The 17,751-nt window shown below is 40.3% G+C and carries 15 protein-coding genes; 7 read left to right on the forward strand and 8 right to left on the reverse strand.

Features of this window, described 5'->3' with window-relative positions; translation table 11 throughout:
- Window positions 1–134: 134 nt before the first annotated feature.
- The 6 genes from L6410_RS07010 to L6410_RS07035 form a co-directional block, all read right to left on the reverse strand.
- The gene (locus L6410_RS07010) at window positions 135–1,751 is read right to left on the reverse strand and encodes a glycoside hydrolase family 13 protein (protein ID WP_237395196.1); all 1,617 of its coding nucleotides are present in this window, start codon (window positions 1,749–1,751) and stop codon (window positions 135–137) included.
- 72 nt (window positions 1,752–1,823) lie between these two features.
- Complete coding sequence (gtfA, locus tag L6410_RS07015; RefSeq protein ID WP_237395197.1) at window positions 1,824–3,272, reverse strand: sucrose phosphorylase; 1,449 nt, start codon at window positions 3,270–3,272, stop codon at window positions 1,824–1,826.
- A 69-nt stretch (window positions 3,273–3,341) separates the two neighbouring features.
- A complete protein-coding gene (locus L6410_RS07020; RefSeq protein WP_002937312.1) occupies window positions 3,342–4,172 on the reverse strand; it encodes a carbohydrate ABC transporter permease in 831 nt (276 codons plus the stop codon).
- A gap of 10 nt (window positions 4,173–4,182) precedes the next feature.
- Window positions 4,183–5,055 (reverse strand): carbohydrate ABC transporter permease, encoded by an 873-nt coding sequence (locus L6410_RS07025; RefSeq protein ID WP_237396740.1) that lies wholly within the window; start codon window positions 5,053–5,055, stop codon window positions 4,183–4,185.
- 134 nt (window positions 5,056–5,189) lie between these two features.
- Entirely contained in the window at window positions 5,190–6,425 is a 1,236-nt protein-coding gene (locus L6410_RS07030; protein ID WP_172025221.1) for an extracellular solute-binding protein, read from the reverse strand.
- A gap of 12 nt (window positions 6,426–6,437) precedes the next feature.
- On the reverse strand, window positions 6,438–8,612 hold the full coding sequence (locus L6410_RS07035; RefSeq protein WP_336512761.1) for an alpha-galactosidase: 2,175 nt from the start codon (window positions 8,610–8,612) through the stop codon (window positions 6,438–6,440).
- A 105-nt stretch (window positions 8,613–8,717) separates the two neighbouring features.
- Between L6410_RS07035 and L6410_RS07040 the strand changes: the two genes are divergently transcribed.
- On the forward strand, window positions 8,718–9,557 hold the full coding sequence (locus L6410_RS07040) for an AraC family transcriptional regulator (protein ID WP_024397423.1): 840 nt from the start codon (window positions 8,718–8,720) through the stop codon (window positions 9,555–9,557).
- 31 nt (window positions 9,558–9,588) lie between these two features.
- Here the strand turns inward: L6410_RS07040 and L6410_RS07045 are convergent, their stop codons facing one another.
- Together L6410_RS07045 and L6410_RS07050 are read right to left on the reverse strand one after the other, a co-directional pair.
- The gene (locus tag L6410_RS07045) at window positions 9,589–10,749 is read right to left on the reverse strand and encodes a MalY/PatB family protein (RefSeq protein ID WP_237395199.1); all 1,161 of its coding nucleotides are present in this window, start codon (window positions 10,747–10,749) and stop codon (window positions 9,589–9,591) included.
- Window position 10,750: 1 nt separating this feature from the next.
- A complete protein-coding gene (locus tag L6410_RS07050; RefSeq protein WP_237395200.1) occupies window positions 10,751–11,842 on the reverse strand; it encodes a cystathionine gamma-synthase in 1,092 nt (363 codons plus the stop codon).
- Between the two features lie 198 nt (window positions 11,843–12,040).
- On the opposite strand from L6410_RS07050, the gene L6410_RS07055 reads away from it, so the two are divergent.
- The 6 genes from L6410_RS07055 to L6410_RS07080 all read left to right on the forward strand — a co-directional run bounded on the left by L6410_RS07055 (window position 12,041) and on the right by L6410_RS07080 (window position 17,751).
- Window positions 12,041–12,283: a hypothetical protein gene (locus L6410_RS07055; RefSeq protein ID WP_024397426.1), complete on the forward strand. Its 243-nt coding sequence runs from the start codon at window positions 12,041–12,043 to the stop codon at window positions 12,281–12,283.
- 106 nt (window positions 12,284–12,389) lie between these two features.
- Window positions 12,390–13,820, forward strand: a complete 1,431-nt coding sequence (locus L6410_RS07060; protein ID WP_237395201.1) for a UDP-N-acetylmuramoyl-L-alanyl-D-glutamate--L-lysine ligase — start codon at window positions 12,390–12,392, stop codon at window positions 13,818–13,820.
- Window positions 13,821–13,975: 155 nt separating this feature from the next.
- The gene (locus L6410_RS07065; RefSeq protein ID WP_237395202.1) at window positions 13,976–14,764 is read left to right on the forward strand and encodes an ABC transporter ATP-binding protein; all 789 of its coding nucleotides are present in this window, start codon (window positions 13,976–13,978) and stop codon (window positions 14,762–14,764) included.
- 12 nt (window positions 14,765–14,776) lie between these two features.
- Window positions 14,777–15,706, forward strand: a complete 930-nt coding sequence (locus L6410_RS07070; protein WP_237395203.1) for an ABC transporter substrate-binding protein — start codon at window positions 14,777–14,779, stop codon at window positions 15,704–15,706.
- A 12-nt stretch (window positions 15,707–15,718) separates the two neighbouring features.
- A complete protein-coding gene (locus L6410_RS07075) occupies window positions 15,719–16,753 on the forward strand; it encodes a FecCD family ABC transporter permease (protein WP_237395204.1) in 1,035 nt (344 codons plus the stop codon).
- A complete protein-coding gene (locus tag L6410_RS07080; protein WP_172075281.1) occupies window positions 16,750–17,751 on the forward strand; it encodes a FecCD family ABC transporter permease in 1,002 nt (333 codons plus the stop codon). Before L6410_RS07075 ends, L6410_RS07080 begins: the two co-directional genes overlap by 4 nt.

Here is a 17,751-nt window from a genome sequence, read left to right on the forward strand (position 1 = left end):
GAAAAAAGCTCGTGAATATTGAAAATTGTTGTCGATTGAATTAGCTTTCAGACAAGGAACTGAGGCGTAGGCTGTACTAGAGTACGGCAAGCCGAAAGTGACGATGTATCAAAGTTAATTCAAATGACTATATCTTATTTTTTGAGAACGATTGCCTCATACGGTCTCAATAATTGTCCAGCCAAAAATGCAGCCTCTTCGTAATTATGCATAAACAGGGAATATCCCTCGCTCGATACTTCGAAGGCTTGCTCATCACTTGTGAAATTTACCAGAATGATGAAATCATCCTGTTCATCATATTTACGGTAGGCCATTACCGAGCTATTTCCAGTCTCCATCACTTCATATTTTCCTTCAGACATACAAGGGTACTCTTTCCGAAGAGCAATTAATTTTTGATAAGTATAGAAAAGCGATTGTTTGTCTGCAAGTGCTTTTTCAACGTTGATGTCTTTGACAGTATCTCCCAAAGCCAGCCAGGCTTGACCTGTACTGAAGCCCGCTCCTTCTGCTCCTGTCCATTGCATTGGACGGCGAGCATTGTCACGACCTTTGGCATTTATAGAAGTAATCAATTCCTCCTTGGTAAAGCCATTTTCAATCCGTTCTGCATACATGCGACGTGTTTCGATATCGTCTGCTTGGTTAATATCTGTAATTGGTGTATTAATCATACCAATTTCCTCACCTTGGTAGATATAAGGTGTCCCTGACATAAAATGAAGATAAATAGCCAACATTTTACCACTTAGCTCACGAAATGCAGGTCGATCATCACCGAAGCGAGAAATGGCACGAGGTAAATCATGATTATTCCAGAAAAGAGAGTTCCAGCCTTTACCAACCAGTTCAGTCTGCCATTTGGATAGAACCTTATGCAAACGAGCTGGATCAAGCGGTGCCAAATCCCACTTTTCTTTCCCTTCCTGCTGATCAAGTCCTACATGTTCAAATTGGAAAATCATCGAAAATTCTTTACGATCAGGATGCGAATATAACTGAGCATTTTCTGGATTGGCACTCCAGGTTTCCCCAACAGTCACTAAATCGTAAGCACCAAAGGTTTTCTCATTTAATTCCTGAATAAGAGGGTGGAGAGTCGGTCCATCAGCTGTAATTAATTTTTCCGGTTCTTTTCCAATCAAATCAATCACATCTAGCCTGAAACCGCCGACACCTTTTTCAATCCAAAAATTGATCATGTCCCAGATTTCTTGTTTCAGAGCAGGATTTTTCCAGTTCAAATCCGGTTGCTTAACAGAGAATTGGTGGAGATAGTATTTGTTCAGATGTGGAACGTATTCCCAAGCAGAGCCTGAGAAGGTCGAGTGTAATTCATTCGGTTCATCAGCCCAAACATAATAGTCATAATAGGGATTATCTGGTCCTTTGAGGGCTTCTTGAAACCAGAAATGTTCATCCGAGGTATGATTGAGCACCAAATCCATGATTATTTTGATATTGCGCTTATGGCCTTCTGCAATCAGCTCTTCCATATCTTCCATGGTCCCAAATTCTGGAGCAATTCCTTGGTAGTCACTGATGTCGTAACCATTGTCATCCATGGGTGACTGATAAACAGGACTGAGCCAAATAGCATCAATTCCAAGCTCGTGAAGATAATCTAATCGGCTGATAATCCCTCGAATATCCCCTACTCCATCTCCATTTGAATCTTGAAAACTACGAGGGTAAATTTGGTAAATGACGGACTTCTTCCACCAATCTGTCTTTTGTATTTCTGACATTTGATTGATCCTTTCTGTACAATCTTATTTACGCAAGAAAAAGGGGAATCCCCCTATTTCTATATAATCATATTATAACTCAATTGTGGTAATTTTTCCCTCTTCTATTTCAACAATTTCAAAGGTTTTTTCTTTTAGGTTTGCTGTTAGGCGGGCAGATACCCCTGCATCTTGATTATTCCAGAAAATTTCCATACTTGTTTCATCCAGCATCTTAACAGAGAACTCTCCGTCGAAAGCTGGACTTGTATTGCGGAATTTAAGGAGTTTGAACAAGGATTGTACCACAGGACGTTGCACTTCCTGCTCAATTTCTTCCAAATCATAGTAATGGCGATTGATATTGCGACCTTCCTTACTTGATTCTAAAAGTTCAATATCATTTTCGCCTGCAAGTAAACCAACATAGTAAATCTGTGGAATACCTGGTGCAAAACATTGGAGAACACGCGCTAATAGGTAAGCTTGATCGTTATTGCCAAGGGCAGAATAATATGTACAGTTAATCTGATAAATATCCAAATTATTATAGGCTTCTGTACTATAAATTTTCTTCACATTAGCACCTTGTGCATATAAGGCTTCACGCGTTTCCTCTGTCTCCTCATCCGTCAGCAAATCCTTAACGTCCACAACCCCTATTCCATCATGTGTATCAAGAGTTGTAAATTGCTTACGAGGGCAAATCTCCATCCAGTGAACCAGACGATTGACATGACCAGAATACAAAGCGTGGAGAACCAGCATTGGCAAGGCAAAGTCATAAACATAATAATCCTGTTCCGCAATTTTTTGCTGAATGGTGTAGTGTTCATGAATTTCTGGTAAGATTTCTACATCTTTTGGTGCCAATAACTGACGTGGAAAATGGAGCATTTCCCAAATATCAGGCTCCACAAAGAAACAGTTGGTTCCTATTTTTTTATTGGCATAAGCAAAGGCGTCCAAACGAATGATCGAAGCACCATGTTCTGCCAACTGTTCCAGATTTTCTTGGATGAACCGGCGTGTTGTCTCTGTAGTCACATCCAAGTCAATCTGTTGCTCATCAAAGGTACACCATACCTTCTCCTCGCTACCATCAGCAAATGTTGCAATTCGATATGGAGCACGAGGTTTACGCTTATAGATCAAATCAACATCTTCTTGCGCTGGCTCACCATTTGGCCAAAAGTTTTTATAGCGAATAAACAAATCCGCATAAGCTGATTCATCCTTCTTTTCAAGAAAATCAAGGAAATAAGGAGATTTTGCAGAAATATGATTGATCATAAAATCGAACATCAGATAGTAGTCTTTGCTTAGTGCTTCAATATCTGACCAATCTCCAAATGCAGGATCTACCTTTGTATAGTCCATTGGCGCAAACCCACGGTCACCTGATGATGGGAAAAACGGCAGAATATGGATACCTCCCACAACATCCTTTAATGGTCCCTCTAGAACTTTTTTCAAATCCTTAAGATTCTTGCCTAAACTATCCGAATAAGTAATCAACATAGCTTGATTTTTAATTTTCATAGATTTTCTCCTTTGTAAGCCTTTTCTTTTTTCATTGTTAGAAAAGGTTGAACAAGTCAACCTTTGTAATTATTTGACAGAACCACTTGTCATACCTGAAATAATATGTTTTTGGAAGATGAGATAAACAAGTAAGATTGGGATAATTCCTACAACGTAAGATGCAAATGATGGACCGTAGTCACTGAAATACATACCTTGATAGTTGTATTGGAAAAGAGGTAAAGTCCACATGCTTTGATCACGGTTCAATACTAATAAAGGCAAGAGGAAATCATTCCAGACCCAGAGGGCATTGATAATCAAAACAGTTGCATGCATGGGTTTCATCAGAGGGAAAATAATTTTCCAGTACATGGTAAATTTATCACAGCCATCAATAGCTGCTGCTTCATCCATTTCCTCAGGTACAATGGTCTTTATATAGCCGACATAGAGGAAGAGGGCCTGAGGAACTGCATATGTCAAATATAGAATAATCAAACCGACAATATTGTTCAACCCAAGGCTTGACATTAATTTGGTCATTGGGAGCATAATCACTTGGAAGGGTACAAAAATCCCAATAATCAAGAAAAAGTAGATAAAGTTAAACACTGTCTGACGTTTCATTTGACGGGCTACTGCGAAAGCTGCCATTGGAATAACCAGTAAAATCAAGCCAACAGCTACAATCGTAATCAAGGCAGAATTGCCAAAATATTGTACAATCCCATCATTAAACAAGCGTTCGTAGTTATTTAAGGTGAAATTTTCAGGAAGTCCAAAGAAATTGCTCGTGATTTCCTTGGTTGGTTTGAACGAACTTATAATCGTCACAAGTAGCGGAATAAACATGAAGAGAATACCGCTGAAGAGTACGAGATAGACCCACCAATTTTTCTGTTTTTGAGTATTCATGACAGTCCTCCTAAATTTCAAATTTCTTCGAAATTCTCATCTGAATCAATGAGATGACAATAATGAAGATGAAGAGTACTACAGCCAAAGCATTAGCATAAGAGAATTTATTGTCTACAAAGGCATAGTTGTAAACGAGTAAACCCAAGGATTCTGTTTTGCCATCTGGACCACCACTTGTCAATGCAAAGATAAGATCAAATGCTGTCAAACCTGACTTCATTGCCAAGATGAACACCATACTGATAGATGGTAATAAGAATGGAAGCTCAATGTTGAAGAACTGTTGAGAACGACTTGCACCATCAATAGCTGCTGCTTCCTTCACATCTTCTGGAATACTTTGTAAACCAGACAAGAAGATGATGACTGGCATCGCCAACCCTTGCCAAAGAGCCACAAAAAGTACAGCTGGAATAACAGTATTTTCTTGGACCAATAAGTTTTCCATCAACCAATCAATATGCAAAATCTCACCAATTTGTGTGAAACCATAGTTGAACAATTGGACAAAAATCAATCCTAACGTGACTGTGGATAGCACTGCCGGGAAGAAATACCAGGTTCTAAAGAAACCAACTGCTTTAATCTTACGATTGAGCAGGGTCGCTAACCAAATACCGATGACAATTTCACCAATGACTAAACCGATGGTGAAGATAATGGTAAAAGTCATGGAAGTATAAAAATCAGGATTTTTTAAAATATCTAAGTAATTCTGAATACCGATTAGTTTGAAATCAGATGTTAATCCATTCCAATTCGTCAAACTATAATAGATACCTGTAAATAGGGGATAGAAGAAAAAGATTAACTGTAAGCCAATTGGTATGGCAACAAATAGATAGGGCCAATATTTAGCAATAAATCCTTTTTGATTCATCATGGTACTCCTTTTTGATAAAGTTATAGTTGCTTAGTCTCAGTTCAAGGAATCCCATAGGGTTACTAAAACTGACACTAGGCAACTATAAGGAGGCTAGGCTGCAACTAGCCTCTGCTTATAGTTTTTCTGAATTATTTTTTCATTGGGTCAAAGAATGCATTCAGTTTTTTCACTAATTCTGCTGAGTTTGGATTTTTAACCATTTCAACAGTGATATTCCAGAACTCTTCTTCTGATTCCCATTCAGATTGCAACCAAACTACGTGTTTGTCAGTGAAGGCATATTGTGTCACTCCAGCAGTTTCTTCAAACTTGCCTTCAGTGTCTACTCCTTCAACTGAAGTTGGTGAGCCATCTACATCATAGTATTTCTGGATAACTTCTGGACGAGAGAGGTATTCTAGGAATTTTTTAGCTTCTTCTGGGTGCTCTGTATCTGCGGAAATAGATAGAGCAAGGTCAGCTGCACCGATGGTATAGTCGCCACCTTCTTTATCACCAGGGAAGGTAAACATGCCGTATTCAAATTCTGGTTCTTGTTGGTTAACAGCTGTAGCTGCCCATGTACCTTGTGGAAGCATGAGGGCATCTCCTGCCGCAAAAGCTGCCACTGCATCTGCATAGAGCGCGCCTGTCGCACCTTTTTGTCCATTATCAGTCAGTAGTTGCAAGCGTTCTAAGACAGCTTTCGTTGTAGCATCATCTTGAATCGCACCCTTTGCACTGCGAATCAGAATATCTTCTGCACCATCAAATCCACCTGCAACAGTTACCCAAGCCAACTGATGGTAACCGTTCAATGACCATGCATCATTCAAGGAAAGAGCAAACGGTGCTGCACTGCCATCAGCCTTGATTTTGTCTACCAGAGCCACAAATTCTGCATAGGTAGTAGGAACTTCCAGACCCAACTCTTTGAACTTATCTTTATTATAGTAAATACCATAAGCATTAGCTGTCAAAGGAAGGGTGTAATTTTTTTCATTAACAAGATAAGGTGTTACAGCACCATCTTTCAAGTGGTTTAAACCTGCATCATCACCAATTTCTAGGAAACGACCATCCGCTGCATATGCTTTGAAGTCCGCATTTTGTGGATAAATGTTGATAACATCTGGCGCTTCGTTATTTGCCATACGGGTTTTCAGAACAGTTCCTGCATCTGGTACATTTGAAAATTTAACATCAATCGTAGGATTTTCTTTTTCAAAATCATCAATAATTTCCTGCAGAGTCGCTTGCATTTCAGGTTTTTGTGAGAAATATTCAATTTCTACCTTATCGCTACTACTTGCATTCCCACAAGCAACCAAGAAGCTAGCAAAAGCACACACTGACGCACATTTTAAAAATGTTTTCATTTTCATTATAAAATCCTCCTAGATTTTGTTAAAAATATATTGTACACTAAAATAATCTTTTTGAACATGTGGCATTGTAAGACCAATGTTCATCAATTCATCCCCGTAGAATGTTTCTCCCAATTGAGGGCATTCATACAAGGCATCCGGGTCTAGCCCCTTCAACCGAACATGAAGCAAAGGCGCTTCTGGCTTGGCAAGAATTTTTACAAATGTAAAGACCGCTTGATTCTTATCTTGACTAACATAATTGGCAGCCCAGGTATTGGTCGTCTTTTTCAGACGGTAGAGCTGACCGAATTGTATAGTTTCACGAATGGAGTGATAGGTTTCGATTTGCTGACTGATTTCATCCAATTCCTTTTCCGAAAGTTTCGTTAAATCCAGCTCGTAACCAAATGCTCCTCCCATCATAGCCACATTGCCTCGTGTAGCAAGAGGTGTGATACGACCAACCTGATGGTTTGGAACGGCAGAGACGTGTGCGCCAATTGAGGAAGGGGGATAAATCAAACTAGTACCTTCTTGAATAGATAAGCGCTCAATCGCATCTGTATCATCACTTGCCCAAGCCTGTGGCATGTAATACATGATTCCCAAATCATTACGACCTCCACCGCCTGCACAGGATTCAAAAAGAATATCTGGGAACCGCTTGGTAAGGTGGTCTAATACACGGTAGAGACCTAGCATGTAACGATGGTGGAACTCAAAGCGCTGGTCATTTGCTAAACCTTCAGGGATATTGGTGATATTACGGTTCATATCCCATTTTACATAAGAAATATTGGCTGATTCTAATATGGAAGAGACGCTATCAATGATGTAGTCACAGACTTCTTGCTTGGTCAAATCCAAAACTAATTGTTCTCGGCTGTAGATTGGTAAGCGTCCTTCTGTGCGAATTGCCCAATCAGGATGTTCACGATAAAGATCGCTATCAATAGAAATCATCTCCGGTTCAAACCACAGACCGAATTTCATGCCAAGCTCATTTATTCGCTCTGCTAAGCCATTCAAACCATTTGGCAACTTATCCAAATTGACTTTCCAATCGCCCAATGAACTTTCATCATTGTTTCGTTTACCAAACCAACCATCATCCAGAACAAATAATTCAATACCAGCTCGACTTGCGACTTGAGCTAACTGTAAAATCTTTTCTTCTGTAAATTCAAAATAGGTCGCTTCCCAGTTGTTGATTAAAATGGGCCTTGGTTTGTTTACAAACGATGATCGAATGAGGTGTTTTGTAATAAAGTGATGACTATTTTGTGTCATGCCAGTAAATCCTTTATCAGTATATGATAAGAGAACTTCTGGGGTTTGAAAACGATCATCCTTATCCAATTGCCATGAGAAATAGTGACTTTCCAATCCTAATCCCAATCGACTGGTTTCCATGGCTGTCGTTTCGACAAATGCTGTAAAGTTGCCACTATAGACAAGTTGGGCCACATAAACATCGCCCTTGTCCTCACTTGCATCGGGTGAGGCTAGTGCTAAGAAGGGTGTTCTTGTGTGACTTGAAGCACCTCGAATGCTACCAATCGAATACTGACCTTTTGTCAATGGGGTCTGTGTCCACTCTTTTTCATAAGCATAGCGTCCTGTCAAGCTGTGAACAATGAAATCTTGATGTGGAAAGTCAAGCGTTGCAGACAAGACTTTCTCTAGTTTGCATGGATATTTGCCAGTTTGAATTGTAGCTGATCGTGCGAGATAAGAAGCTTCTTCAAAAACAGAATACTGAAGTGTTACGGTAACATCTGTCAACTGATCATAAAGATCAATTTCAAGACTCTCTACTTCTTCTTGATTTCCAAAACTTGCTGGTAAACCATTTAACTCATTCTTTCCTTTATAGGTTCTATACGATTTAAATTTTAAATCTAGGGTCGTTCCAAATTCATTTCGAACATCTAATGCAGAAGTCCTAAAATCTCCCAGACCACTGCTAGAGTATTCGAGTGGGAGGACATCCAATGAGTATGTCCTATCTCCAGTAATTGGACTAGGAGAAAACGCTCGATCTAAATATGTTATTTTGTTTCCATCACTAAATTTTTCGATTTTTTTCCCAAAATAACGATGAACCAAATCACCAGTTTTTAATACTTGAATGATATAAGAAAATTCTCTTGTTTTTAGGTGAAAAATCTGTTTTGTTTCATGAATCTCAATCACTTTCATCTCCCCCATCTCTTCTTTATGGTCTTATTGTACAAAATGAAAACGCTTTATTTAATAGCCTTTTGTATTTAAAACATGTTATAATGTTTCCTAAGGAGGATTGAAATGAATATTCTAAATATCTATAATGAATTGGATAGTCATAATTTTGACCTAAATGTAGACCATTACGGTGCCGAACAATGTGACAAGGGCTACTCCTTCGGTCCTACTATCCGTGATAATTTTGTCCTGCATTTTATTACAAAAGGAAAAGGGAAAATTCTTGTTGACGGAAAAACAAGTTATCTATCAGCAGGTGATTTGTTTATTCTGCCAAAGGATGTTTCCATTTTCTATCAAGCTGATGATTTAGATCCTTGGACCTATATATGGGTTGGCTTTAGTGGATCACGAGCAAAAGACCTACTGAATCAAAGTCAACTGCTAGAAAACTACTACCTCCACTCCAGTCTAGAGTCCCCAATTCTAGGCTACATGCATCAGATTAACCATGTTCAGATGCATCCCATCCCCTCTATCACAGAATTGGTCCTAATTGGCTATCTCAATCAACTCTTAGCAGCACTCATCGAGGAATTTCCAAGTGAAACACTGATGAAACCCGAAACACAAACCAAATATTATGTTCAGCAGGCCATCAAAATGATACATAGCCACTATGCTCATCCGATTAAGGTCTCTGAAATAGCGGATTATTTGGCCTTGAGCCGAAGCTATCTCTATAAGATTTTTAAGCAGGAAACAGGCTATTCTATCAAAGATTATATTTTACAAGTAAAAATGAATCGTTCTTGTCAACTATTAGAAGATGCTTCTCGGAGTATCACTGAAATCGCCTATTCTGTCGGCTACCAAGATCCTCTCACCTTCAGCGCGGCCTTTAAAAATTATTTTCATATGAGCCCGACAGAATTTCGAAAAACGCAAAAAAATAAGGATTAGGTGATTTTACTCACACCTAGTCCTTATTTCTTTATCCAAAAACGTTTCTAAGTCGTTGACAGGCTTCTTCAATGACATCAAATGGAGCTGCCGCATTTAGACGCGCATGGTATTTTCCCTCTTTACCAAAGCTTAAACCATCGTTCAAAATCAATTTTGCCTGATCTTGCAACAATTCGAACAATTGGTCATGTTCCAGCTGATAGTCAGAAAAATCAAGCCAGATAAGGTAGGTTCCCTGGGGCTTCATAACCTTGATCCTTGTATGGGTAGTCAAATACTCTTCAACATAGTCAATATTTTTTTCTAAAACATTTTTTAACTCTGTCAACCACTCATCTCCATAAGTGAAGGCAGCTTCTGTGGTTAACAAACCAATTGTTGGAACTTCATGCTGATTGTTTGCCAATTGACGCTTAGCAAAAGTCTTGCGAATGCTTGGATTTTCAATAATAGCGAAGCTATTTTTCGTTCCAGCAATGTTAAATGTTTTAGTTGCAGATGATAAGATAATTGAAAAATCTTTGAAATTTTCATCTACCGTATTAAAGGTATCATGTTTGTGACCATATAAGGCCAAATCTTGATGAATTTCATCTGAGACAAAAACGACGCCATGTTTCTGACAGAGACGTCCAATAGCTAAGAGTTCTTCCTTGCTCCAAACCCTACCTCCTGGATTGTGTGGACTACAGAAAATATAGAGTTTCACTTGATTCTCTACAATGTCCTTTTCAAGCTGGTCAAAATCAATTCTAAAAACGCCATCCACATCTACAAGTGAATTGGTAACAAGCTGACGATTGTTTAATTTGACAGTCCGTGCAAAGGGTGGGTAAACTGGTGTGTTAATTAAGACAGCATCCCCTTCTTCTGTCAAAGATTGAATAGCCACAGTTAAGGCAGGAACAACACCTTCGATGAGCAGGATGGACTCTCTATCAATCTTGTAGCCATGCTGTCTATCTTCCCAGTCAATAATAGACTGATAAAGACTGTCACTAGCATAGGGATAACCAAAGACGTGATGATCTGCGTAGTCACGGATTACTTGGCGAATTTCTGGAAGTGGCTCAAAGTCCATATCTGCAATCCATAAAGGTAAGAGTTCAGTATCAGCTTCTACTTTTTTCCATTTTTCAGCATGGTGCGTTAGGCGATTTGGCTTACTAGTAAAATCATATCTGGTCATCTTATCCCTCCAAGGCTACTTCCAAGTCGGCAATCAAATCATCCGCATCCTCAATACCGATAGACAAGCGAAGCAGATCATCTGTCAAACCGTATGAATGACGGGTATCAGCTGGAATGTCTGCGTGAGTCTGGGTAGCTGGATAAGTAATCAAACTTTCTACCCCACCCAAGCTCTCCGCAAAAGTAAAGATTTTCAAGGTATTTAGAATGTGTGGAATCTTGCTCTCATCAACCACCTTCAATGAAATCATCCCACCTTTTCCTGTGTAATATACTTGCTTCACTGCAGGACTCTTCTCCAAATAGGCAACGATTTTCTGAGCATTTTGTGTCGCCCGCTCCATTCGAAGCGAAAGAGTTTTCAAACCACGCATGAGTAAATAAGCATCCAGTGGCGATAGGGTTGGGCCTGTTGTATTTTGGTCATAAAATAGCTTATCGTACAAGACTTTATCATTGGTCATCAAAGCCCCAGCCAAGACATCATTATGACCTGACAAATATTTTGTCGCTGAGTGTAGGACGACATCTGCTCCTAGAACAAGAGGATTTTGATAAATAGGGCTGTAAAAAGTGTTATCGACAATCACCTTGGCACCTTTGGCATGGGCGATATCCGAAACCTTAGCGATGTCAAACTCCACCATCAAGGGATTGGTTGGGGTCTCCAAGTAAACATAGTCCGTCTGGTCTGTGATTGCTGCAATCAGATCCTCTTCACTATTCGCATAGGTAAACTGAAATCTGCCTAGACTTTCCTGCTCGTTGAACCAGCGGAATGAGCCACCGTACAAATCACGCGCTGCCACTACCTTGCTTCCAACCGGAAAACCATTAAAGAGCAAGACAAGAGCAGCCATGCCTGAACTCGTCGCAAGGGCATAATCTGCTTTTTCAATCGCTGCCAAGGTTGCTTCCAAACTGGCGCGTGTCGGGTTCTTGGTTCTCGTATAGTCAAAACCGGTCGAGTGACCAAACTCAGGGTGCTGATAAGTGGTCGAAAGGTGAATAGGAGAAATCAAGGCACCTGTTTTCTCGTCATTGTTAATACCTGCATGGGCTAAAATCGTATCTATCTTATAATTTGTCATAACGAAATCTCCAATCTAACTTATTAAATAGTCTAGCATGAATAGACTACTTTTGTTAATAAAATATCCAAAATGACTTATATATATTTTTTAACAAATGGTATAAGTAAAAACTATATCAACCTATTTATTATTGCTTTCTGGTTATAAATAATTTACAATAATAGTAAGATTCGACTATCAGAAGGAGGGTTTACAATGTTTAAGTCATTCAATCAACAGTATTATAGAAACTTTTATTTTTATCATGCACTTGTTTGGTCAATATTGACAGTAAAGCAATTTGACCGTAGTCAAATCGGTGTACTATTCCTCCTATTACTACCAATTCAATTTTATTATGCTTTTTTCCGCCCCAACTATAATATCGTTAAAAATTGGCAATTAGCAATCTGGATCATTTTTTCAACCATTATGGGTTATATCTTCATTTTTATGTAGTAAACGAATGAATCCGCAATCACTAGCAAAAGCAGATTCCTAATTGTTAGATGAGTTGTTTCCCCCCGCACTTGTCAAATTCCTTTCATAAGTTTACAATAGAAGCATGATAACATTTGACCGTATAATTGAAATTTTAAAGACAGATGCAAATTTTCGTTTGATTACAGGGAATGAGCCTACAGCTATTGAATTCGACGCTTTGAGCTATGACAGTCGAACCGTAAGTCCAACAACCCTTTTCTTCGCCAAGGGCTTGGCCTTTAAAAAGGAATTTTTAGAAAAAGCAATTGAAAACGGCTTGGCCTACTATGTATCAGAAATAGACTACGAAGTCAGCATTCCAGCCATTCTTGTTAATGACATCAAACAAGCCATGAGTCTGATTGCGATGGAATTTCACGGTAACCCACAGAACCAGCTCAAACTCTTGGCATTCACAGGCACCAAAGGCAAGACAACCGCAGCTTATTTTGCCTATCATATTCTCAAACAGAATCATAAACCTGCCATGCTTTCGACCATGAACACCACGCTGGATGGCGAGACCTTTTTCAAATCAACATTGACTACCCCTGAAAGTCTGGACCTCTTTGCCATGATGGCAGAGGCAGTCAAAAATGGGATGACTCACCTTGTAATGGAAGTCTCTAGCCAAGCCTACCTTGTCAAGCGTGTCTATGGCCTGACTTTTGATGTTGGTGTCTTCCTCAACATCAGCCCCGACCACATTGGTCCCATTGAGCATCCGACATTTGAAGACTATTTCTACCATAAGCGTCTTTTGATGGACAATAGCAGAGCAGTTGTTGTCAACGCTGGAATGGATCATTTTGAAGTCGTGAGAGACCAAGTGATGTTCAAAGACCATGACTTCTATGGCCCTTCTTCTGAAAATGAAATAACCCAGTCAGCAGGATTCGACTTCACAGCGACTGGGAAATTAGCTGGGCACTACGCTATTCAGCTCATCGGTCATTTCAACCAAGAAAATGCCATAGCTGCTGGACTAGCTTGTCTTCGCCTAGGTGCAAGCCTAGAAGATATTCATGCTGGGATTGCCCAGACTAGCGTACCGGGTCGAATGGAAGTTCTAACCCAGCAAAATGGGGCAAAAGTCTTCGTTGACTACGCTCACAATGGCGATAGCGTAAAAAAACTGCTTGATGTCGTCCTCACACATCAATCAGGAAAGGTCATCCTGATTTTAGGCGCCCCAGGTAATAAGGGAGAAAGCCGCCGTAAAGACTTTGGACTTCTACTTAATGACTATCCACAAGTTGATGTTTTACTAACAGCTGATGATCCCAATCATGAAGATCCAGCTACTATTGCTGAGCAAATTCGTTCCTATATGAACCGCCCGAGCACCTTTATCTTGGACCGAGAAGAAGCAATCCGAACCGCTATGGGACAAACAACTTCAGCCCAAGATGCTGTTATCATAGCCGGTAAAGGAGCCGATGCCTATCAGATTGTGAACGGTGAAAAAACAACTTATGATGGTGATTTAGAAATCGCCAAAAAATACTTATAAAGTCTACCCTTGTCGCTCGAAGCTGACAAGGGCTTTTTATAACAATTCTTATTAAATTAAAATTTTCAGAAAACTCTTTGTTTTGAAGCGTTTTTTTGGTATAATACTGGTCGTAATATTTTTTACGAGAATCTTTTTATGAAATGGAGAAACTTGTGTCTTCGATTCAAGCAGAACATATCCAGGTAGCCTATGACCATCGGGTGATAATTGAAGAATTATCTACCAGCATTCCAAAGGAGAAAATAACCACTATTATCGGTGCCAACGGGTGCGGTAAATCTACCTTACTCAAGGCATTGACCAGGATTCTACCCATTCAAAAAGGAGCTATCTATCTAGATGGCCAGGCCATTGCCCAACTACCAACCAAAGAAGTCGCCAAAAACTTGGCCCTCCTTCCACAGGTATTGGAAGCGACAGAAGGGTTTTCTGTCTATGAATTGGTCTCTTATGGTCGCTACCCCCATCAAAATGGACTCGGCTATCTCACCGATCAGGATAGGGAGAAGATCAACTGGGCTCTAGAAGTGACCCAAACCGCTCCTTTCGCCAGGTTTCCCGTTGATGATCTATCTGGTGGTCAGAGACAACGAGTTTGGATTGCCATGGCTCTTGCCCAAGATACCGATACCATTTTCTTAGATGAGCCAACGACCTATCTTGACCTCAATCATCAATTGGAAGTTTTAGAGCTCTTAAAAGAACTCAACCTGAGCCAACAGAAAACCATTGTGATGGTTCTCCATGATGTTAATTTATCCGCTCGTTTTTCTGACCATATGATTGCGATGAAAGATGGAGATATTCGCTACCATGGATCTGTGTCCAGTATCATGACTACTGAAATTCTGAGCGACATTTTCAACATCGAACCCCAATTGATACAGGCACCTGATCAAGAGTACCCCATTTTATTGACCTATGATTTAAAAAAACACTAAGGAGAAAAAATAATGAAAAATTTTTTAGCAGTATGTAGTTTAGTTGTTGGGCTGTTTTTCTTAACAGCTTGCTCTAGCGCATCTACCCCATCAGATGTAGAATTGTCAAAGATGCCTGAAATTGAAGGCATTACCTACTATGGAGATATTCCGAAAAATCCTAAAAAAGTTGTCAACTTTGCCTATTCTTACACAGGCTATCTCCTGCAATTAGGGATCAATGTTTCCAGTTATAGTCTGGACCTAGAAAAAGACAGCCCTGCATTTGGTGACCAATTAAAAGACCTACCATTATTAACAACAGCAGATACAGAAGCTATCGCTGCTCAAAATCCAGACCTTATCCTTGTTTTTGCTGGTGATGACAACATAGAAACACTAAAAGAAATCGCGCCAGTTATTGAAATCACCTATGGAAAAAGTGACTACCTGAAAATGCTGACGGATGTTGGTCAGATTTTTGGAAAAGAAAAGGAAGCACAAGCCTGGCTTGACCAGTGGGATAAAAAAGTTGCAGCTACCAAAGAAGAACTCAGTGGAGTTGTAGATACAAGTGCGACCTTTACAGTGATGGACTTCTTTGATAAAAACATCTTCCTCTACGGAAACAACTTTGGCCGTGGTGGTGAATTGGCTTACAGAGCGCTTGGTTTCGCTGCTCCTGCTAAAGTCCAAGAAGATGTCATCAATAAAGATGGCTGGTTTGGCATTTCGCAAGAAGCCCTACCAGACTATGTTGGTGACTACCTTCTTGTAAATGTTAATGAAACAACCAAAGACGCCGCATCATCACTAAAAGAAAGCGACATTTGGAAAAATTTACCTGCTGTAAAAAATGGACATATCATTGAAGTTGATTATAACCTCTTCTACTTCTCAGATCCTATGTCACTTGATTTGCAAATAGACGCCTTTGTCTCTGCATTAAAAGAGATTCAGTAAAAGGAATGAACTATGAATAGAGTAATACGTTCTCATTCTTCAAGGAGAGGAGCTGGACATCTAGTCCAGCCTCTTCTTGTTTTTTTCATCATTAGCCTGCTTTTCGTAATCGGTGCCTATTTGAGTTTGCGATTTGGTGCTATTTCTTACAGTCATCAGCAACTCGTAGAAACACTGCGCCATCCGATGACAGATTCATCAGTACAGGATGTCATCATTGATTTACGATTGCCTCGAATGGTGGCTGCCATCTTGGTTGGAGCTGCTATGGCTCAAGCAGGAGCGATGATGCAGGGAATAACGCGCAATGCAATCGCAGATCCTGGCTTATTAGGAATCAATGCTGGAGCAGGACTCGCCCTCATCCTTGGCTATGCCATTTTTGGTAGCTTGCATTACAGTCAAATTTTAGTGATCTGTTTGCTCGGTTCTTGCCTAGCAGCTGGTCTGGTCTTTGGTCTCTCTTACCAAGTGCAAAAAGGCTATCATCAACTCCGTTTGATTTTGTCGGGTGCAATGGTAGCCAGCTTATTTTCCGCAATAGGGCAGGCCATTACCATCTATTTCGATCTATCAACAACTGTGATTGGTTGGCAAGCAGGGGGATTGGTACAGGTAAACTGGAAAATGCTGGCCATCATAGCTCCTCTTATCATCATGGGCCTCATCCTTGCCCAACTCTTTTCACATCAGCTGACCATCCTGAGTCTGAACGAGACTGTTGCTAAAAATCTTGGTCAACAAACTGTACTGATGACCTTGGTATTGTTGGGTATCGTCCTTTTGCTCTCAGCTGCTGCAGTGGCACTGGTGGGTTCCCTCTCATTTGTTGGGCTCATCATTCCACATTTTATCCGTATGTTTACAGGAAAAAATTACAAACTGCTCTTACCTTTAACAGCTTTTGCTGGAGCTAGTTTCCTAATCTGGGTAGACTTGGTTTGTCGTTCAATCAACCCACCTGCTGAAACACCTATTAGTGCAGTGATCAGTATCATAGGCTTACCTTGTTTCCTATGGTTGATTCGAAAGGAGAAACACCTTTGATAAGACGTCATAACTATCTCAAGATTTTTTCATTCCTCCTCATCCTCTTATCTGCTGGTTTTCTCATCGCCTTATCAGTTGGATACGCCAACTCGTCCTTTTCAGATGTGATGGATGTCATCAGTGGACGAGCCAGCTCCTCAACTCTCCTTATCATTGGTCGAATTCGTTTACCGAGAATAATCGCCTCAATGATTGGAGGGGCTTCCCTCGCTTTAGCTGGACTCTTATTACAAACATTAACGCGAAATCCTCTGGCTGATTCTGGCATATTGGGAATTAATGCTGGAGCTGGTCTTGTTGTAGCACTCTTTGTTGGACTTTCATCAACAATTAGCCCAACCTTCGTACATACGTTGCCACTATTTGCCATGATAGGAGGCGGATTAACTATTTTTCTGGTTTACTGGATTGCTCGCAAGAAATTATATGGTATCCATCCAACCCGCTTGATTATCACTGGGGTCGGTATCTCGAGCATGTTATCAGGCATCATGGTCAGCCTAATTAGTCGCTTGGATGATTTCAAAATGGAATACATCGTCCAGTGGCTCAGCGGACGAGTAAATGGTGGAGATTGGAAGACTATCGCAATCTATACGCCACTTCTTCTCATAGTTTGGCTAGCAACATATAGTCGCAGTCGTTCCCTCAATATTATGAATCTCAATGACCAGACAGCCATGGCATTGGGACTCCACTTACAACGCGAAAGACGGATTACCTTGGTATTGGCAACCGCCTTAGCCTCTCTCAGTGTCATTTTAGTTGGTAATATCACCTTCGTCGGCCTCATTGCTGGTCACATTGTTCGCAAGTGGTTAGGAAATGACCATCGTGTCATTATTCCAGCCAGTATGCTGGTGGGAAGTTTTATCCTCCTTTCAGCTGATACAATTGGACGTGTGCTACTTGTCGGAACAGGCATCCCAACCGGTATTATCGTCTCCCTTATCGGCGCTCCCTATTTTCTGTGGTTACTAAAACAAGAAGGCTAG

Origin of the sequence: Streptococcus parasuis, assembly GCF_021654455.1 — a bacterium.
Classification (GTDB): Bacteria; Bacillota; Bacilli; order Lactobacillales; family Streptococcaceae; genus Streptococcus; species Streptococcus parasuis.

Excerpts from the sequence above, each read along its gene's own strand:
- L6410_RS07010 (WP_237395196.1), bottom strand. The coding sequence starts at position 1,751 with ATGTCAGAAATACAAAAGACAGATTGGTGGAAGAAGTCCGTCATTTAC.
- gtfA (WP_237395197.1), bottom strand. The coding sequence starts at position 3,272 with ATGAAAATTAAAAATCAAGCTATGTTGATTACTTATTCGGATAGTTTA.
- L6410_RS07020 (WP_002937312.1), bottom strand. The coding sequence starts at position 4,172 with ATGAATACTCAAAAACAGAAAAATTGGTGGGTCTATCTCGTACTCTTC.
- L6410_RS07025 (WP_237396740.1), bottom strand. The coding sequence starts at position 5,055 with ATGAATCAAAAAGGATTTATTGCTAAATATTGGCCCTATCTATTTGTT.
- L6410_RS07030 (WP_172025221.1), bottom strand. The coding sequence starts at position 6,425 with ATGAAAATGAAAACATTTTTAAAATGTGCGTCAGTGTGTGCTTTTGCT.
- L6410_RS07035 (WP_336512761.1), bottom strand. The coding sequence starts at position 8,612 with ATGAAAGTGATTGAGATTCATGAAACAAAACAGATTTTTCACCTAAAA.
- L6410_RS07040 (WP_024397423.1), top strand. The coding sequence starts at position 8,718 with ATGAATATTCTAAATATCTATAATGAATTGGATAGTCATAATTTTGAC.
- L6410_RS07045 (WP_237395199.1), bottom strand. The coding sequence starts at position 10,749 with ATGACCAGATATGATTTTACTAGTAAGCCAAATCGCCTAACGCACCAT.
- L6410_RS07050 (WP_237395200.1), bottom strand. The coding sequence starts at position 11,842 with ATGACAAATTATAAGATAGATACGATTTTAGCCCATGCAGGTATTAAC.
- L6410_RS07055 (WP_024397426.1), top strand. The coding sequence starts at position 12,041 with ATGTTTAAGTCATTCAATCAACAGTATTATAGAAACTTTTATTTTTAT.
- L6410_RS07060 (WP_237395201.1), top strand. The coding sequence starts at position 12,390 with ATGATAACATTTGACCGTATAATTGAAATTTTAAAGACAGATGCAAAT.
- L6410_RS07070 (WP_237395203.1), top strand. The coding sequence starts at position 14,777 with ATGAAAAATTTTTTAGCAGTATGTAGTTTAGTTGTTGGGCTGTTTTTC.
- L6410_RS07075 (WP_237395204.1), top strand. The coding sequence starts at position 15,719 with ATGAATAGAGTAATACGTTCTCATTCTTCAAGGAGAGGAGCTGGACAT.